We start from the raw sequence: 17,085 nt of genomic DNA, 5'->3' as shown, positions 1-17,085 counted from the left end.
TTGCAGTTACACAGCCGTCAGGATGAACAGGATGGCTGCGAAGATGCCCATCACATATTCCACGATGATCAGTTCGAATTCATTGGGAAAGATGAAAGCCAGGCCCAGCCCCAGGAAGCCCCCGGTCAGGGTGATCCGGATCATGGCCACGGCCAGATTCCGGGTGGTGCCTTTGGGATCCCTGATCCGGTTCCACAGGGCTTCCCCCGGGCCCCGGAACATGCGGGGTGCCGCAAACAGATACACGATAAAGCCCCCCACCACCGTGCACACCAGGCTGGCCAGGAACATCTTCGGATAGGACGCCGGGAAAGGTACGATTTTATACAGATCGCCGCCCACTGCCGGGAACACGGCCATGGGAACGGTGCCGATCAGGCTCAGCACGAAGTACATCATGCCGGTCCGTTCATCTTCCACACACAGATAGGGTTCCTGGGGACTGCGCATGCCCTGCCATACCCGGAAGGGCAGATAGGCCGACAGCAGCGCTCCCAAAAATTCAATGGGGATGAAATTGGAGTTGCCCCCGGTGACCACCATGCCCAGGGCTGCTCCCAGAGCCGCCGAGATGGCTCCCAGCCGGCCGAAGATCAGCCCGTAGGGGACGGAAAGCATCCCCGCCAGACGCAGGCCGCTCAGGCCCGGAACGATTTGTACGGATTCTGCAATGGCAAATAAAATGGTATAGAGAAGGACCAGGACGACCCCAGTCTTCAAACGATCTTGCATGTTCTGTTCCCTGCTTTCCTGTTTGGTTTCATGTTCTTTTTCCTGAAGAGCCTGCCACAGCGCCCGGATGGTCTTTTTCAGCACCGGATGGACCACTTCCGGCCCGATGGCACAAAGGGGTTCCAGCACGAAGCTCCGGTTGGCCATGTCGGGATGGGGCAGGTTCAAATCGTCGGTGTGGAGGATCTGGTCCCCGAACAGCAACAGGTCCAGGTCGATGTTCCGCTCGCCCCAGTGCCGCCTGCGCTGCCGTCCCATTTCCTGTTCCACGCCCAGGAGCGTATGGAGCAGGCTTTCGGCGTCACCGCCCCACTCCACTTTCGCCGCTCCGTTCAAAAAGTCCGGCTGATCCGTGACCCCATAGGGAGCGGTGGCGATCCAGGGAGATACGGCCAGCACCTGCACCCCGTGTTTCCGGAGCCGGTCCAGGGCCTGTTCCAGGTTCTTCTCTTTGTCCCCCAGGTTGCTGCCCAGGGCAATGTATGCTACTGGCATGCCCGGATCGCCTCCAGCATCCGGATGATCCGGACATTTTCTTTCACATCATGGACCCGGACCATCTGGGCCCCGGCATACACGGCACAGGCGGACAGGGCCATGGTGCCCTCCAGACGGTCGTCTGCAGGCAGATCCCCCAGCACCTTGCCGATGAAGCCTTTGCGGCTGCCGGCCAGAAGCACCGGAATGCCCTGCCCCGTCAGTTCGGCCAGCCCGTTGCACAGGGCCAGGTTTCCGTCCCTGTCCTTGGCAAAGCCCAGGCCCGGATCCAAGATCACCTTGTCCCTGCCCAGTCCCACAGCGGCGCAGGCACCGGCCCGTTCCAGCAGGTAACGGGCCACGTCTCCCACCACATTGTGGTACTGCTTGTTTTCGCTGCTGAGCATGGTCTTGGGCGTCCCCCGCATATGCATGAGCACCAGGGGGGCCTTGGCAGCCGCAGCCACAGTAAGCATCCGGGGATCACCGGTACCGGCCGTCACATCATTGATGATGTCCGCACCGGCTGCCAGGGCCGCTTCCGCCGTCTCAGCATGGTAGGTGTCCACACTGAGAACGGCCTCCGGAAACTGTTTTCGCAGAGCGGAAAGGGCCCCCGTCACCCGGCGTTTTTCCTCTTCCGGAGACACAGGATCCGCTCCCGGACGGGTGGATTCCCCGCCGATATCCAGCAGGTCCGCTCCATCCCGGAGCATGGTTTCCGCTTTCTCCAAAAGGGCCTGTTCCCCACTGATCCGGGAACCGGCATAGAAAGAATCCGGCGTCACATTCAAAATTCCCATGACCCGCATCTTTTCATAGGTCAGCTTCCGGCCGTCAGCCAGTACCGTCACCAGTGTCCCCGGTTCCAGGAATTCCCACAGATCGTCCATAATGGCCTGGATCCCGAACCAGTTGGCCATGGTTCCCAGTTTCTTCACCAGGTTCCGGTACTGGCGCCGGTTGCCCAAAAGGATCACATCCACCCGGTCCAGGCTGCAGTTGATGGTACCCTTGGGATTCACACAGTCCCCGCCCAGGGCCAGCATCTCCTGTTTGATGATGTTGGCAGCCGGCGTGCGCACGTCCAGCAGCTTCAGGGGTTCCACCCGGGCCTTGGGAGCCATCAGTTCGATGCCCACAGGATGGACATCCATCTTTTCCATTTCATACCGGATCCGCGCAGGCGGAATGGACAGGTACATGACATTACACCTCTTTTTCTACGGTTGCAAAGGCATTGTGGTTGTGGATGCTCTCTTCGCTCTCCACAGTGACTTCATACCAGTCGATGCGATCATCGGCCTCCAGCTGCAGGGCGATTTCCCGGACCGCATCCTCCACGAACCGGGGATTCTCATAGGCCATCTCCGTGACGCATTTCTCGTCCGGCCGTTTCAGCAGGGAATACAGCGGGGTGGAAGCCCCCTTCTCCGCCATGGCCACCAGTTCCTCGATCCATACAGGTCCGGTGCTGCGGATGCGCATCCTTGCCCAGGCCCGCTGGTTGTGGGCCCCGTATCGGCTGATTTCCTTGGAGCAGGGGCACAGGGTATGGATGGGCACGTCCACCCCCACTTCCAGGGAGAAGGTCTCCCCTTTTTCCGCCTTGAAATGGCAGTCCACATCCAGGTAGCTTTCGATGCCGCTGACCGGCGCCTTTTTCGTGATGAAATAGGGGCAGTCGAACTGCAGCATGGCCTTCCGGGCCTCCAGCTTCTGCTTCAGCCCGTCCAGCACCTGTTCCAGTTCGAAGGGGCGGATGGGGCCCACCTGCTTCAGGCATTCCACGAACCGGCTCATGTGGGTGCCCCGCTGTTCCCGGGGCAGATCCACCGCCAGGCTCACCGTGGCCACCGTGGGCTGGGTGCCCTTTTCCCTGTCAGCCAGCACAATGGGCCAGCGCAGGTTCCTGATGCCCACATGTTTCAGGGCAATGTTCCGCTCGTCTTTTTGTGCCTGTACGTCTTTCAGCATACTTCACCTCGATATACGATCCCGCTGGTCTTCGTCTCCCAGACCTGGACCTCATGCAGGGCATAGTTGGGCCCGTGGAGCACATCGTGGAGCTGCTTCCACACCCACAGGGCAATGTTTTCCGCCGAAGGGTTGGGCAGGATGTCGTTCAGGCAGTGGTGGTCCAGTTTGTCCACCACCAGCTCGTTCACCGTATGTTTGAACTGGACAAAATCCAGCACCATGCCTTCTTCATCGGGCCTGCCTTCCACTTTCACCACCAGCTTGTAGGTGTGGCCATGGAGATGTTCGCATTTGCCGTGATAGTTGGGCAGGTAATGGGCCGCGTCGAACTCGAATTCCTTGATACAGATCATATGGTTCCCTCCTGAAGGTCAAAATCATTCTGTCGTAAGGCCTCGTACAGCACAATGGCCACCGAATTGGCCAGGTTCAGGGACCGTGCCTCGCTGACCATGGGGATGCGTACACACTCATCCGCATGGGCGTTGCGGAACGCTTCCGGCAGTCCGGCACTTTCCTTGCCGAAGATCAGCAGGGAATCCGGACCGTAATGGACACGGCTGTAAGAATGATGGGCATGGGTGGTCAGAAGGAACCGGGGGCTGTCCGGGTATTCGGCCAGGACTTCCTCCACCGAATCGTAGTAATGGACATCCACCAGGTGCCAGTAATCCAGCCCGGCCCGTTTCAGATATTTATCGTCCACCGAAAAGCCCAGGGGACGCACCAGATGCAGGGACGCTCCCGTGGCCGCACACAGGCGGGCAATGTTTCCCGTGTTGCCGGGAATTTCCGGCTCTACCAGTACAACATGCATCATTTCAAAAGGCCTCCATCCCAATCGGTATCGCTGATGGCAACGATCTGTTTCATCTGTTCATGCAGGTTCAGGATCTTTTCTGCGTAGTAGCTGCCCGTGGCCCATTTGCCGTTCAGCTGGGACCAGTGGGTGAAGAAGCTGTGATTCTGCAGTTTTGTTTTGTACACCAGATAGTACCGGGGATCGATCACCGGCGTCTGGGGCAGCCGGTCAGTGGTATAGGCCATCAGATGCTGCACATGGGCCCGTACCCCCTCCCGGGGCGTGGCAAAATAGGCTCCCCGCACCGTGGCGCTGGTGGTGCCCAGGCCGCAGAAGTTGTTCTGCTCGGGGACCACCGTGCCGCCGAAATGGAAAAATCCGGTCTCCAGCAGGGCCTGGCAGAACACCACATCCCAGCGCAGCCCCTCCCGGCCGGCTTCCTGGTAATACAGATCCACGATCTGTTCCGGGGTGGCCTTGATGGGCAGGTCCTGGTTGTAGCGCCGCAGCAGAGTCACAGCCTGGTCACGGGTGACCTCTCCGGGCCCGGCAATGGGTTCCTGCCGGTAGTTGGCCGGCAGGTTCCACAGGCTGGCAGTGGTGGTCAGTGCATTGATGATGATCTTCAGGCTGGGATCCTCCACCGCCTTGTCCTGGTTTTCCAGGCGCAGCAGCTTGTCCGGGTTGTAATACCTGGGCAGTTGCATTTTTTTGCCGGTGATGGAAAGCAGACCCTTGCGGATCACCAGGCTGTCCGGGTCCGCCGGTCCCAGTCTGGTCAAGTCCGCAGGAGGGAGATCCCTGCCCGGTTTTCCGGATTTCTCGTGCTTTGCCGGTTTTTCCGGTTTGGCCGGTTTCTCAGGTTTTCTGTCCCTTGCCTGTTTTTCCGGTTTCTCAGTTTTTTCGTCCAGAGCCGGTTTTTCCGGTGGGACGGATTTTTCCAGTTTGGCCGGTTTTCCCTCCGGTCCGGCTTCCTCCCGGGTGCCGCCGTCACCGTGGCCCCGGAATTTCTCCCGCAGCCGCTCCAGGAAGCTTTTGGTCCCCTGGGTACCGGTTTGATCCGATTGTTCTTTTTTTTCCAGAGTTTCCTGCTGGTGCCGGTGTTCCTTCCTGGCCCGGGCCGGTTTCTCCCCCGCCGGCCGGGAGCCGGCAGCAGGTGCGGTCTCGTCCAGGGAAACCGGTTCCACGGCGGGATCCCTGGGCGCCAGAACTGCGTTCAAAGGAGCCGCAGAAGCAGTGCCCGGCAGCAGCACAGCCGCCGTGACAAGCCCCAGCAGAAGACGTTTATGGTTGGTTTTCAATGGTTGTGTACTCCTTGCGTTTAGTGGTTAGTGGGTAGTGAATGTACGGCCACACCGGCCTTCTCTTCCCTCTTCACTTTTCCTTTTTCGGCACCACCCACAGGCTTGCCAGCATGATCACCGCCGCTACCAGGATGCCCAGGCTGGTGGCATTCAGGATGCCGATGCCCTTGCCCCCGTTGAAGATTTTCAGGCCCAGCACCACGGCCACGCCGATGATGGCAGAGCAGAAAGCCCCTTTGGTGGAGGCTTTCTCCTGGAACAGGCCGAACAGGAAGGGGGCCGCCAGGGACACGGTCATCAAGCTGTAGAAAATGGCCAGGGCCGTAATGATGTTGGCCATATAATAGGCGATGAATACGCCCACGACGCCGCAGACCACGGTGAGCTTCTGGCTCACTTTCAAAAGGCCCGCATCGTCCAAATCGGGCCGGAAGAAAGTCTGGTACAGGTCCTTGGACAGGCTGGTGGCCAGCATGTACAGTACCGTATCGCAGGTACTTACTTCTGCAGCGAAAATGGCCGCCAGAGCCAGGGCTGAAATACCGAAGGGCATCATTTCCTTCATGGCCTTGGGCAGGGCCAGTTCCTGGTTGCCCAGCTCAGGGAACGCCGCAAAGGCGCACATGCCGATGATGGTGGGCAGGAAGGCGAACAGCAGCTGCACGATGCCGTTCCACAGGGTTCCCCGGCGCACGGCTTTTTCATCCCTGGCTGCATACACCTTGCCGATCAGGCCCGGAGAAATGCAGAAAGCTGGAGTCAGCATCAGGAAATACCCCAGGATGGCCGTACTCCCCATGCCGTCCCAGGAAAAATACCGGGCGGTAGCGGCCGTGTCCATATGGGCTGCCACCGCGGTGTGGAGTCCTTCCCAGCCCCCTACGTACTGCAGGGCGAAGGGAGTGGCCACACAGAACCCCAGGAGGATCACGATCAGTTCGATGATGTTCACAATGGCCGCACTCTTGATGCCTCCGGCGGAGAAGTACAGCGTCACCACCACGGCCGCAATGATGATGCCGTACAGTTTCTCCACGCCGGCCACCACATTCAGGATCCAGGCAATGCCCAGCAGCTGACCGGAAAACAGGGCCAGGGTCCCGATGGCCATCATGGTGGACGTCACACCCCGGAAGGGACGGCCGTACCGCAGGTCCAGGTAATCCCCCATGGTATACAGACTGTGCTTCTTGGCCACCCGCCACACGGCAGGCCCCACAATGTAGGCCAGGATCAGAGACCCCAGGCCGCTGCAGCCGATCCACCACCAGCTGGAGACCCCGAACTTATAGGCCAGCCCGGTGACCCCAACCGTTGACCCGGCCCCGATGTTGGCTGCAATCAGAGTCGTAAAAAGGAGCCCTGCCCCAAAAGACCGTCCGCCTACAAAGAAGTCAGAGGCTCCTTTCACATGTTTCCCCACCAGATGTCCCAGCAGGATCAGTAAAAACGCATACCCGATAATAACCGCCAAATACCAATTCAACAACATCACCCCAAAAATAGTAGTAAAAGTCCTACGGGAATTCAACAGATTCCATTGTACTGTACTTGCGGGCTGTTGTAAAGGAAGGATACCGGTTGTGTAACAAATCGGGGGTTTTTCTTACACTTTTTCTACAATTCCACGGTGCTGCCCGGTTTCACCACCCATACTTTACTGGTGGTGGTGGCTTCCACATCGGCCTTAAAGGCTTCCGGATCCTGGGCGATCACAGGCCAGGTGCTGTAGTGGATGGGAATCACCACGGGCGCCTGCAGCAGTTCAGCCGCCAGGCGGGCGTCTTTGGGTCCCATGGTGAAGTTGTCCCCGATGGGCAGCAGGGCATAGTCGATCTTTTCCAGCCGGGGCAGCAGGGCCATGTCACCGAACACGCTGGTGTCGCCGGCGAAGTAGACGGTCTTGCCGCCGAATTCCACGATGAAGCCGCAGGCATGGCCGCCGGCAATGCCGCTGCCGTGGAAGGCCGGGGTCAGGCGTACCCTTCCGAAGGGGAAGGTATGGGTGCCGCCCAGGTGCATGGCGTGGGAGCGCAGGCCATGGGATGCTGCATCATTGGCGATTTCCGCCGTGGAGATGATCAGGGCGTCATTGGCTTTGGCGATTTCATAGGCAGCGCCCAGATGGTCCCCATGGTAATGGGACACCAGGATGGCATCCGCTTTGATGTCGGAAGGTTCCAGCCCCTCCGGATTGCCCTCCAGATAGGGATCGAACAGCAGGGTGGTCCTGCCGTCACTCAGGGTAAAGGCAGAATGATGGATATAGTGGAATTGTAACATGGAAATCCCTCCTTGAGATGTCAGAAGTCAGACTCGCTCCCTGCGGGAGCTCCAGATGTCAGAAAAAACCGGGACAAGCAAATCGGACAAACGGCCTGCTGGTCCAGGCTGACATCTGACATCTGACTTCTATTCTTTTTTGCAAAAATAACTGTACGGACAGAACGCGCAGCCATCGGCATGCACCGGAAAGTCCCGTTCTTCTTTATATTGTACCAGCTTTTCCAGAAGCTGTTCCAGTTTTTTCTCTTCCCGGGGCCGGTCCTGCAGTTCCCAGGAGCTGCAGTCCTGCAGGAAGTGCAGCCGGGCCCAGGCCACGTTCCTGCCCGGATACAGGGTTTCCGCCGCTTTGGCGTAGATGGTCAGCTGCCGGGTATAACCCTGGCGCTCTTCTCCCCCTGTGGGCGGATGTCCCGTCTTGTAGTCCACGATGCCCAACTGATCCCCGCCCAGATCCACCAGCCGGTCGATGCTGCCCTGAAACACCACGGTGCCGTCCTCGAACGTATAGAGGGGCAGTTCGAATCCCACTTCCGCCTGGGCCTGCTCTTCGGCCATACCCTGGTACAGAGGGCTGGCGCAGTACTGGTCCACCAGCTTCTTTCCTTCCCGCCGGAAGGTGGTTTTCATGGCCTGGGTCAGGGTATCCTCCCCTTCTTCGTCCTCTCTCAGTTCCTTCCGGTTGTCGTCCCCCAGCACAGCCAGGGCCTCGTCCAGTGCCTCTTCCAACGGGCACCCCTTCAGCTGCAGCTCCAGCACCCGGTGTACATAGGTGCCCAGCCGGATGGCAGAGATGCGGCCCGTACCGGTACCGGCAATCTCGGGCTCGATGCCCGGCATCTGCAACCTATAATGATAGAAGAAACTCCGGGGGCAGTTGTCGTATTCCAGCAGGGCACTGGCCGAAAGCCGCAGCTCCCGGTGCACAACAACAGGCTGCACCCTGTCGTACACCGCCGGGTCCAGGGTAAAGGCCTTCGCCTGTTCCCCGCTCCCGGCCGCCAGGTCCGCCGCCAGCACTTCCGCCACGTCCAGCTCCTCGCTTTCCATCTGGTCCCCGTTGGGCCCGTCCGGGGCGAACACCCGCTGGATGGACTGACCCCACTTTTCCTGGCCCGAAGAGCCGGACTTTTTGCCATCCTCCTTCGTCTCGTCCACATTCACCAGGCAAAGGTACTTTTCCGCACGGGTCATGGCCACGTACAGCTGCCGGTGCTTTTCCGCCAGCTCCAGCTTCCGCCTTTCCTCCCGGGCCTGGGCATACACCGATGTGGCCACCATGCCACCCTGGCCGTCGGGCACCTTCACGCCAAATCCCACCTTGGGCAGAAACTGCAGGCCCAGGGTATCGGAAGGGTCTTTCCTGGACAGGTCGGGCAGGAAGACCGCCGGGAATTCCAGCCCCTTGGATTTGTGGATGGTCATGATCTTCACCGCATCCCGGTCGTCCTCCTGGTTGGCGGCGCTTTCCCGGGCCGACAGGGTGCGCATCAGGTTCAGCCGGGCCAGGAAATCCCGGGCCGTAGAGCCCTTTTCCATGGCATCGTTCACAGCCATGGCCCGCAGCTTGCGCACGTTGGCCAGTTTTTCCCGGCCACCTTTCTGACGCAGCAACGTGGGTTCAAGGGCGAAGGCCTCCTGGATGGCGTCCAGCAGTTCCGGCAGGCCCAGCCCATCCGCCAGCCGCTGCAGATGGTCCAGTTTTTCGTCGAGAGCGCTGTATTCCAGCCGTTCGTGGAGGCTCATCCGCAGTTTCAGCTCCGGCCAGTGTTCCATCATAAGGTCCGAGATCCGGGCATCCGTCAGCCCCACGAAGGGGCTGCGCAGGAACCCGGCCAGAGCCCATTCCTTGCGGGGATTCAGCAGAAATGTGAGCAGATTGATCAGATCCACCACCTCCGGCCTGTCGTAGAAGCCCTTGCCGTCGCTGACCTGGCTCTTGATGCCCAGGGCCGTCAGGGCCTCCTCGTACTGCCGGGACAGATGGATGGCGGGCACCAGGATGGCCACGTCCCCGTAGTGCAGTTCCGGGTGGTCAGCCACCAGCTGCCGGATCTTTTCGGCCACCACCCGGCCTTCCCCTTGCTGGCACTGGGGCTGGCTGCAGTCTCCCTTCTTCAGCACCAGGAATTCCGGCTTGGCGCTGGCAGGCTGGTGGGCCTTCAGAGGCTGGGCCGTCACGTCGGACTGGTCGCTGTGCCCCAGCAGGTCGTCGAACAGGGTGTTGCAGGCCGTGATGATCTCCGGGGCAGACCGGAAGTTGTCGTCCATGACGATGTTCACCCCACCGGTCTTTGCAATGTCTTCCCGCACCTGATGGAATACGCTCACATCGGCGCCCCGGAACCGGTAGATGCTCTGCTTGGCGTCCCCCACCACGAACAGGTTCTTCCCTTTGAGTTCTTTGCTGTCACCGCCGCAGAGCAGGTATACCAGCCGTTTCTGCTCATCGTTGGTATCCTGGAACTCATCCACCATCAGGTACCGGAACTGCTCCTGGTAGCGCCGACGCACCACCGGATCCCGTTCCAGCAGGTCCACGGCTTTGGCCGAAAGATAGCCGAAGCTGTACATTTCCTGCTGTTCCTGCTGGGTCTGCAAAAATTCCCGATACCGGGTAAGCAGGGCCTGCCACCACCGGGCCTGCTGTGCTCCCGCTTCGTCCAGGGCCAGGGTGAGCAGGCTGACCACGGCGTTTTTCAGTTCTTTCACCAGGTCTGCGATCTTGCCCCTGGCCGCCAGGCCGCCCAGGCGGTCCCGGAACGTGCCATAGTCTTTGTGGACGATCAGGTGGTGGAGCGCCTCCCGGTCGTCGTTCAGGGCGTCCAGCGTCTGCCGGGTCCGGGCTCCGGCCTGGTCCCGGTTCTGCAGCAGGGCATCCAGGGCGCTTTCTGCCGCAATTTGCAGATCCGTTTCTCCCTGCAGGCTCTTTTCATAGGGGGCACCCAGGTCCCCTTCCTTTAAAATATCCGGCAGGGCATCCAGCAGCCCCAGCAGTTTGCTGCTGAGCTGCCAGGCCGGATACAGCTCCAGCAGGCCCCGGATTTCCTCTGAACCCTGCTGCACCTCCCGGGCCACGAACGTCTCCGTGGCCTGCTGCTGGAACGCCCTGATCTGGAATTCCTCCTGCACCTGGAAATTGGGATCCAGTCCGGCCTCCACCGGGTTCTCCCGCAACACCTGGGAACAGAAGCTGTCGATGGTGGTGATGGGTGCCCGGTCGGCCAGTTGGAGCTGCTGCTGCCAGTAGGCCTTGCTCTCCGGGTCCGTTGCTTCGTCCAGCCGCTCCCGGATGCCCTTCTGCACCCGTTCCCGCATTTCCCGGGCAGCTTTGCGGGTGAAGGTGATGGCCAGGATCTCCAGCACCGGAGCCGTCAGGGTCTGGTTCAGCTGTTTGGCCGCCAGCACCTTCTGTTTCCGGTCTTCCAGGATCTTCAGGAACCGTTCCACCAGCACCCGGGTCTTGCCCGAGCCGGCCCCGGCAGACACGGATACGTTCCGGTCCAGGGTCTCGATGGCCTGCTGCTGCTGTGGGGTAAAATTGGCCATTTACTCATCCTCCTGTTTCAACAGATTGGGGTTTTCCGCAATGCGGCAGATATCCTTTGCCGGGCACCAGTCCGGACAGGTACCGCTGGGGCTGGCGGGAAATTCTCCCTGCCGGAGCCCCTGCACCACCTTCGTGATGGATACTTCCGCGGCAGCCTCCACCGTGGCCAGATCCGCCGGCCGTTTCCGCTTCATCCAGGGCTGCCTGTCCTTCACCACCGGATTCCACAGGCCTCCGGTGCGCTCGCCCGTCTTCAGGGCGCAGTAGCCTCCGCCCAGGATCTTTTCCCGGGATACATGCCCCAGTTGTTCCAGGGCGTCCATATACAGGGGCAGCTGCACCACCCGGCCCCGGGTCAGGTCGCCGCCTGTGGGAGGCTGGCCGCTCTTGTAGTCCAGCACCGCAACCGCATCCCCGTTCTTGTCGATCCGGTCGATCTGGCCGGAGAAGTAGACCTTTTCCCCGTCCACCTCCCGGATGAGAGCCGGCCAGGGACTGCCCTTGCGTCCAAAGGCCCATTCCAGGTGGTGGGGCCGCAGTTCCAGCCCGTCCTGCTGCTGGTAGCCTGCTTCCTTATGCAGCCAGATGGACAGCATGGTCCCATACACCTTGCGGATGTGGGAAAGCAGCGGGCTTTGGGGAATCAGTCCGTCTTCCACCAGTTTCTGGAAGCTGGCTTCGTAGATGTCTTTCAGTTCCTGCTGCAGCTGCTTTTCCGGCAGGTCTGCCAGGGACTGGTCCAGATGGTTCCCCAGAAACGCCGCCAGGGTCTGGTGCAGCAGATTCCCCACCACATCGGGGGTGGGCCAGGCTGTCCGGTCCTGCCAGGGCTGCAGTTTCCACAACCGGCCCACCAGCATGGCAAAGGGGCACTGCAGATACTCGTCCAGGCTGCTGGCTGAAAGGTGCAGAGGCCGCTGCAGCTGGCGGATGGGTTTGGGGTCCACCTGTCCGTTCCAGGGGCCGCACGTTTTCTCCCAGCGGGCCGTCACCGTCCGGCACCGGTCCGGGAAATCCCGGCCCACAGCGTCCAGCAGAAAATCCTCCTCTTCAGGGCCCAGACAGGGCTGCTCTGCCAGCAGGTTCACCAGCAGGGGCTTGCTGGCACAGGTGTCCGGCCCGTCCTGGTATATGGTCACCGGCAGGCTGTCCGGAGCATAGAAATTCTCCAGCTCCTGGATGTACGAGCTGGGTCCCCCTTCCTCGTCCCGATACCAGCTCAGGTACAGTTCCTTTGTGGCCAGGGCCACCGCGGAACCAAAGAAGTACCGGTCCGTCTCCAGGGCCCGGGCCGTCAGGGACAGTTCCACCCCCAGGGTATTCAGCATGGCCCGCTCCTTGTCGCTGTACAGCCAGCTTTCCCGCTTCACCTGGGGGAACAGTCCCTCCCGCAGGCCCAAAATGTACACATAGGGGAAATCCACCCCTTCCACGGAACCGGCCTCCAGCACCCGTACACCCCGGGGATCGCCCTGGCTGAGGGGCAGGGTCTTGCCCTGCAGGGACTCCTGCCAGAACGTCTGGAATTCTTTCGGGGAAAAGGGTTGATCCGCTTCGCCGCACTGCTCCAGGCTCTTCACCAGTTCCTGCAGGGTCTTTACCACAAAGTCCACCGTCTGCCCCAGCACCTTGCCCTGCAGCAGGTCCGACTGCCCGGCCCGGTAGCGTTCGCCCCAGGCTTTGGGCAGCTGCCAGTCTTCCAGCAGCTGCTGCAGGCCGGCCTGCCACTCCTTCGGCGTATGGTCCTTCTGGAAAAAGTCCAGCAGCGTCCAGAATGCCTCCGCCACAACGCCTTTTTTCAAATAGAAACGATAGTCGTCCGCCGAAGGGAAGTACGTCCGGGTATATTCCTCTTCCAGGGCGTCCCGGTCCACGCCGAACAGGTCGGCCATCAGCGTGCAGCGCAGCAGGTCCTGCCATTTGGCCAGGTTCTCCCGGTCCGTGACCACCGCCAGCAGCTTCGTCAAAAAGTCCGGCAGAGGCTGGCCCGCCAGGCCTGTCACCTGGGGCAGCCGACAGGGGATGTCATACTGGGCAAAGGACCGCACCAGTCCCTGGTAATCGGCCATTTTCCGCACGATCACCACGAAATCCTCCGGGCTGGCCCCGTTCTGGAGCTTTTCTTTCATGGAGGTCAAGGCCAGGCGGAGCTCCGTTTCGGGACTGCCCCCTTCCCCCAGGTGGATGGAGGAGGCCGGGTTTCCCCACCGGATCCCCGGGTTCCACCTTCCGTCAAAGGCCGCCAGATCCTCCGGCAGGTTGCGCCGGGTCTCCCCTTTCACTTCGGTGAAGCCGGCTCCCTGCAGGTCGCTGTGGATCTTTTCCGTAGCCGCCGACAGCTCGGGACGCCGGGGGTCGTAGAACACCGCCACGGCCACGTCGCATTTCCGGGCCAGGGCCTTCACCAGCTGCAGCTGCACTGGGTCGAACTGGTAGAACGCCAGGAAGAAGCACTGTTTCCAGGGCACCCTGGCCCCCTCTTCCTCCAGCACCTCCGCCGCCCGGGCGTACAGCTGGCTCAGGTCCAGCAGGTGCTGCTCCTGCAATTGGAACGTATAGAGGGTATAGAGCTGATCCAGTTCCAGGTCCTTTTCTTTCGGAGTCCCTGTACGCCCCCAGGCCTGCAGGGCTTCATGGAACGTCTTCCAGTCCAGTCCTGCCCGGGTGAATTCATCGAAAAGGGCCAGCAGGTTGTCCCGGAACCCGGTCCGTTCCTTCAGCGACCCGAAATAGGTCAGGTTCCCCTTCTTTTCCAGATACTGCAGGGCGTGTTCCAATAATTTTTTCTGGGCTGGACGGGTGACGCTCCGGACCTGGCCCAGCCGGTCGTTGGCCCGCAGGATCTCCCGGGGCAGTTTATCGATGCTGATGGCATTGGCCCGATTCTGCCGGATCCGCTGGAGATAGAACCGATTGGGCACCAGGAACAGGGTGTCCCCATACGGCCGCTTATGGGCCTCCTCCAGAAAGGGTCCCTCCATGGACCCTCCCAGGGGCAGGGAATACAGCGTACCACTCATGGCAACCATCCTTTCTTCTGAAAATTCCGTTCACACTTCTTTTATTGTAGCGTATTTTGCATTTGGCCGCCAGTCACTGGCCTCCCGGCCGTGGCTTATGGTATACTAGAAACAATGAGCCAAAGGAGGTCGGCTGTTTTGCCAGAAACAGAGAAACAAAAAAAGAAACACCGCTTCTCCCACAAGGTACTGTTCCTGCTGCTGACAGTACTGGTGATGGTGGGGATTGCGGCGTATAATTACCGGACGGAGATCCAGCTGCGGATCATCCATCTGAAGCCCCAGCCTGTGCAGACTGTGGAGCTGGGCAAGACCAGCATGAAACTGCAGCGGCTGAACACCCCGGAGCTGACAAGCTACGACGTGGACAAGATCCTGGGCTTCCTCATCCGGGATCACAGCAGGTTCTACCTGGCCCTGCGCAGCCAGGACGGGGAAACCACCGCGGTCCAGGCCTTCACCAACCGGGACGGCAGTTTGTACCCGTTGCGCAGCTTCGGGAACAAGGGCACGGAGACCATCCGGGATAAGATGGTGCTCAGCGTGAACATCGCCCAAAACAACGATGTGGTGTATGTGAAGAAAGGGATGCACACCCTGCGGGACGGCAACGACATCATCAGCCTGAAGGGCAATACCACGGCCACCAGGGTGGAATTCCTGCCGGACTACAGCCAGGGCTATCTGTACGGCAACGACAACTTCACCCTGGCAGTGTACAAGGACGGGGCCTTCGAGCAGAACAAGCCCTCCTTCCTGCACAACCGGAAAAAGCCTTTCACCGGCGGGCTGACCCAGGTGCGGGTCACCGGCAAGGGAACCATCTACGCCGGTGGGCGGATCAAGCCCAACGGGCTGTTCATGGTGGATGCGTTCACCCCCCAGGGGAAACTGCTGAAAAGCTTCGGCAGCCCCATCCAGACCGATAAGGATTCCATCTACAACCTGATCGACATGGCCGTACTGGACAACTATCTGGTGGTGGCCGACGGGTTCACCCTGAAGTTCTGGACCCTGGACGGGAAGTACCTGGGGAACCTGAACAGTTCCAAAGTGCTGGGCGACAACCTGAATGTGGCCCGGCTGGCTCCCATGGACGGAAAGACCCTGGGGATCCTGGCCTATGTACGGAATGCCCAGACCAAACTGGTGGAAATCAAGATCTTTGCCCTGACCCTGTAAAAGGCATCAAAAAAAGGGGGTGTGAAAAAATACTTTTTCACACCCCGTCACTAGTCTCTAGTGACTAGCCGATGGAAGCCAGCTGACGCTAACGAAATAAAGGCGCTGTGGATGATTTTTTCACAGCGCCTTTTCTTTTTACGTTGTGTCCCCTCTTTTCCTCAGAACCGGTCCAGCAGGGTATATCCCTTTCCCTTCAGGAAGGTTTCTGTCTCGGGTTCGTCGGTTTTCAGCACCACGATGGGGCTGCTGGTTTTCCGGTCAAAGGAGATGTACAGGTACCGCACGAACACGTTGGCCTGGCTCAGATGGGTCAGGATCTTGTCCAGGGTGCCCGGGGTGTCGCTGCCCATATCCACGGCGGTCACATAGTCGATGCGGCACTGATAGCCGGCGTTCTTCAGCACTTCCAGGCCCTTGTCGGGTTTGTCCAGGATCAGGCGGATGATTCCGAATTCGGCGCTGTCGGTGGCCAGCATGGTATAGATGTTGATGTGCTCTTTGGCCAGGGCATTGGTGATCTTGCCCAGGGCGCCTTTATGGTTCGCAGCAAAAAGCGAAATCTGTTTCAGCATGGTGTGTTCCTCCCTCAGTAATCTACGCGGCCGGCCAGCTCCAGAATCAGGGCTTCCGTCTTTTCCCAGCCAAGGCACGGGTCGGTGATGGACTTGCCATAGACCCCTTCCCCGATCTTCTGGTTGCCGTCTTCGATGTAGCTTTCAATCATGATGCCCTTCACCAGCTTCTTCAGGTCCGGGTTCATGTGGCGGCTGTACAGCACGTCGTTGGCGATCCGGATCTGCTCCAGGTACTTCTTGCCGGAATTGGCATGATTGGCGTCGATGACCACAGCCGGATTCTGCAGGTCCCGTTTGGCGTATTCTTCGTTCAGCCGCACCAGGTCTTCGTAATGGTAGTTGGGCAGGCTCTTGCCGAACTTGTCCACATACCCCCGCAGGATGGCATGGGCCAGGAGGTTGCCCCGGGTCCGTACTTCCCAGCCCCGGAACAGGAACTGCTGTTCATGCTGGGCTGCCGCAATGGAGTTCAGCATGACGGAAATGTCGCCGCTGGTGGGATTCTTCATGCCCACAGGGATGCCCACGCCGCTGGCGATCATCCGGTGCAGCTGGTCTTCCACGGACCGGGCTCCGATGGCAGCATAGCTCACCAGATCGGACAGGTACCGGTGGTTTTCCGGATACAGGATCTCTTCCGCACAGGTGAAGCCGGTTTCCCGGATCACCCGCACGTGCATATCCCGGCAGGCGATGATGCCGGCCAGCATATCTTCCTTCCCTTCCGGGTCGGGCTGATGCAGCATCCCCTTGTACCCCACCCCAATGGTCCGGGGTTTGTTGGTATATACCCGGGGGATGATGTACAGGGTGTCCTTCACCTGTTCCTGTACTTTGGCCAGCCGGTGGCAGTAATCCACCACAGCCTCTTCGTTATCGGCGGAGCAGGGGCCGATGATCAGCAGGAACCGGTTGTCCCTGCCGGTCAGGATGTCGCGGATTTCCGCATCCCGGCGCCGCTTGGTTTCGTAAATGGCCGGTTCCACAGGATGCTCCATCCTGAGTTCCTGGGGAGAGGGCATTTTACGGATGAACTCCATCTCCAGATCCATGTTCTTCCTCCTTTGTATCCTGATCCTTTTCGTCGCTGTCCACGGTATTGACTACCATGCACCCGTAAGTGCTGAACAGCTGGATCTCTTTTTTCGTCAATTTGATGGGCTTTTCCCTGTCCATG

At 60.1% G+C, this 17,085-nt stretch carries 14 protein-coding genes; 1 reads left to right on the top strand and 13 read right to left on the bottom strand.

Going from position 1 to position 17,085, the window contains the following annotated elements:
* Positions 1-6: 6 nt before the first annotated feature.
* The 10 genes from folK to BQ5462_RS07065 form a co-directional block, all read right to left on the bottom strand.
* A complete protein-coding gene (gene folK / locus BQ5462_RS11070; protein WP_083378103.1) occupies positions 7-1,227 on the bottom strand; it encodes a 2-amino-4-hydroxy-6-hydroxymethyldihydropteridine diphosphokinase in 1,221 nt (406 codons plus the stop codon).
* Positions 1,218-2,414: a dihydropteroate synthase gene (folP, locus tag BQ5462_RS07105; RefSeq protein ID WP_071142670.1), complete on the bottom strand. Its 1,197-nt coding sequence runs from the start codon at positions 2,412-2,414 to the stop codon at positions 1,218-1,220. Before folP ends, folK begins: the two co-directional genes overlap by 10 nt.
* Before the next feature lie 4 nt (positions 2,415-2,418).
* Complete coding sequence (folE2, locus tag BQ5462_RS07100; protein WP_071143336.1) at positions 2,419-3,183, bottom strand: GTP cyclohydrolase FolE2; 765 nt, start codon at positions 3,181-3,183, stop codon at positions 2,419-2,421.
* The gene (gene queD / locus BQ5462_RS07095) at positions 3,180-3,542 is read right to left on the bottom strand and encodes a 6-carboxytetrahydropterin synthase QueD (protein WP_071142669.1); all 363 of its coding nucleotides are present in this window, start codon (positions 3,540-3,542) and stop codon (positions 3,180-3,182) included. Before queD ends, folE2 begins: the two co-directional genes overlap by 4 nt.
* Positions 3,539-4,006: a tRNA (cytidine(34)-2'-O)-methyltransferase gene (locus BQ5462_RS07090; protein ID WP_071143337.1), complete on the bottom strand. Its 468-nt coding sequence runs from the start codon at positions 4,004-4,006 to the stop codon at positions 3,539-3,541. Before BQ5462_RS07090 ends, queD begins: the two co-directional genes overlap by 4 nt.
* Positions 4,006-5,292: a glucosaminidase domain-containing protein gene (locus BQ5462_RS11450; RefSeq protein WP_071142668.1), complete on the bottom strand. Its 1,287-nt coding sequence runs from the start codon at positions 5,290-5,292 to the stop codon at positions 4,006-4,008. Before BQ5462_RS11450 ends, BQ5462_RS07090 begins: the two co-directional genes overlap by 1 nt.
* Before the next feature lie 73 nt (positions 5,293-5,365).
* Positions 5,366-6,781 (bottom strand): sodium:solute symporter family protein, encoded by a 1,416-nt coding sequence (locus BQ5462_RS07080; protein WP_071142667.1) that lies wholly within the window; start codon positions 6,779-6,781, stop codon positions 5,366-5,368.
* Between the two features lie 131 nt (positions 6,782-6,912).
* Positions 6,913-7,578: a metal-dependent hydrolase gene (locus BQ5462_RS07075; protein WP_071142666.1), complete on the bottom strand. Its 666-nt coding sequence runs from the start codon at positions 7,576-7,578 to the stop codon at positions 6,913-6,915.
* A 129-nt stretch (positions 7,579-7,707) separates the two neighbouring features.
* Positions 7,708-11,127 carry a UvrD-helicase domain-containing protein gene (locus BQ5462_RS07070; RefSeq protein WP_071142665.1) on the bottom strand — a complete coding sequence of 1,140 codons (3,420 nt, stop codon included), beginning with the start codon at positions 11,125-11,127 and terminating at the stop codon, positions 7,708-7,710.
* Positions 11,128-14,148 carry a PD-(D/E)XK nuclease family protein gene (locus BQ5462_RS07065; protein ID WP_071142664.1) on the bottom strand — a complete coding sequence of 1,007 codons (3,021 nt, stop codon included), beginning with the start codon at positions 14,146-14,148 and terminating at the stop codon, positions 11,128-11,130.
* Between the two features lie 138 nt (positions 14,149-14,286).
* Between BQ5462_RS07065 and BQ5462_RS07060 the strand changes: the two genes are divergently transcribed.
* Entirely contained in the window at positions 14,287-15,330 is a 1,044-nt protein-coding gene (locus BQ5462_RS07060; RefSeq protein ID WP_143038031.1) for a hypothetical protein, read from the top strand.
* 161 nt (positions 15,331-15,491) lie between these two features.
* On the opposite strand, the gene BQ5462_RS07055 is transcribed toward BQ5462_RS07060, so the two are convergent.
* From BQ5462_RS07055 to BQ5462_RS11255, 3 genes are read right to left on the bottom strand one after another with little or no spacing between them, the layout of a single operon-like run.
* Entirely contained in the window at positions 15,492-15,905 is a 414-nt protein-coding gene (locus tag BQ5462_RS07055; protein WP_071142662.1) for an amino acid-binding protein, read from the bottom strand.
* 14 nt (positions 15,906-15,919) lie between these two features.
* Positions 15,920-16,960 (bottom strand): 3-deoxy-7-phosphoheptulonate synthase, encoded by a 1,041-nt coding sequence (locus BQ5462_RS07050; protein ID WP_071142661.1) that lies wholly within the window; start codon positions 16,958-16,960, stop codon positions 15,920-15,922.
* Positions 16,932-17,084, bottom strand: a complete 153-nt coding sequence (locus BQ5462_RS11255) for a hypothetical protein (RefSeq protein ID WP_159429680.1) — start codon at positions 17,082-17,084, stop codon at positions 16,932-16,934. The genes BQ5462_RS07050 and BQ5462_RS11255 overlap by 29 nt, the downstream gene beginning before the upstream one ends.
* Between the last annotated feature and the right edge of the window lies 1 nt (position 17,085).

Source organism: Acidaminococcus timonensis, assembly GCF_900106585.1.
GTDB lineage: Bacteria > Bacillota > Negativicutes > Acidaminococcales > Acidaminococcaceae > Acidaminococcus > Acidaminococcus timonensis.
This window is presented reverse-complemented; position numbering and strand designations above follow the sequence as displayed.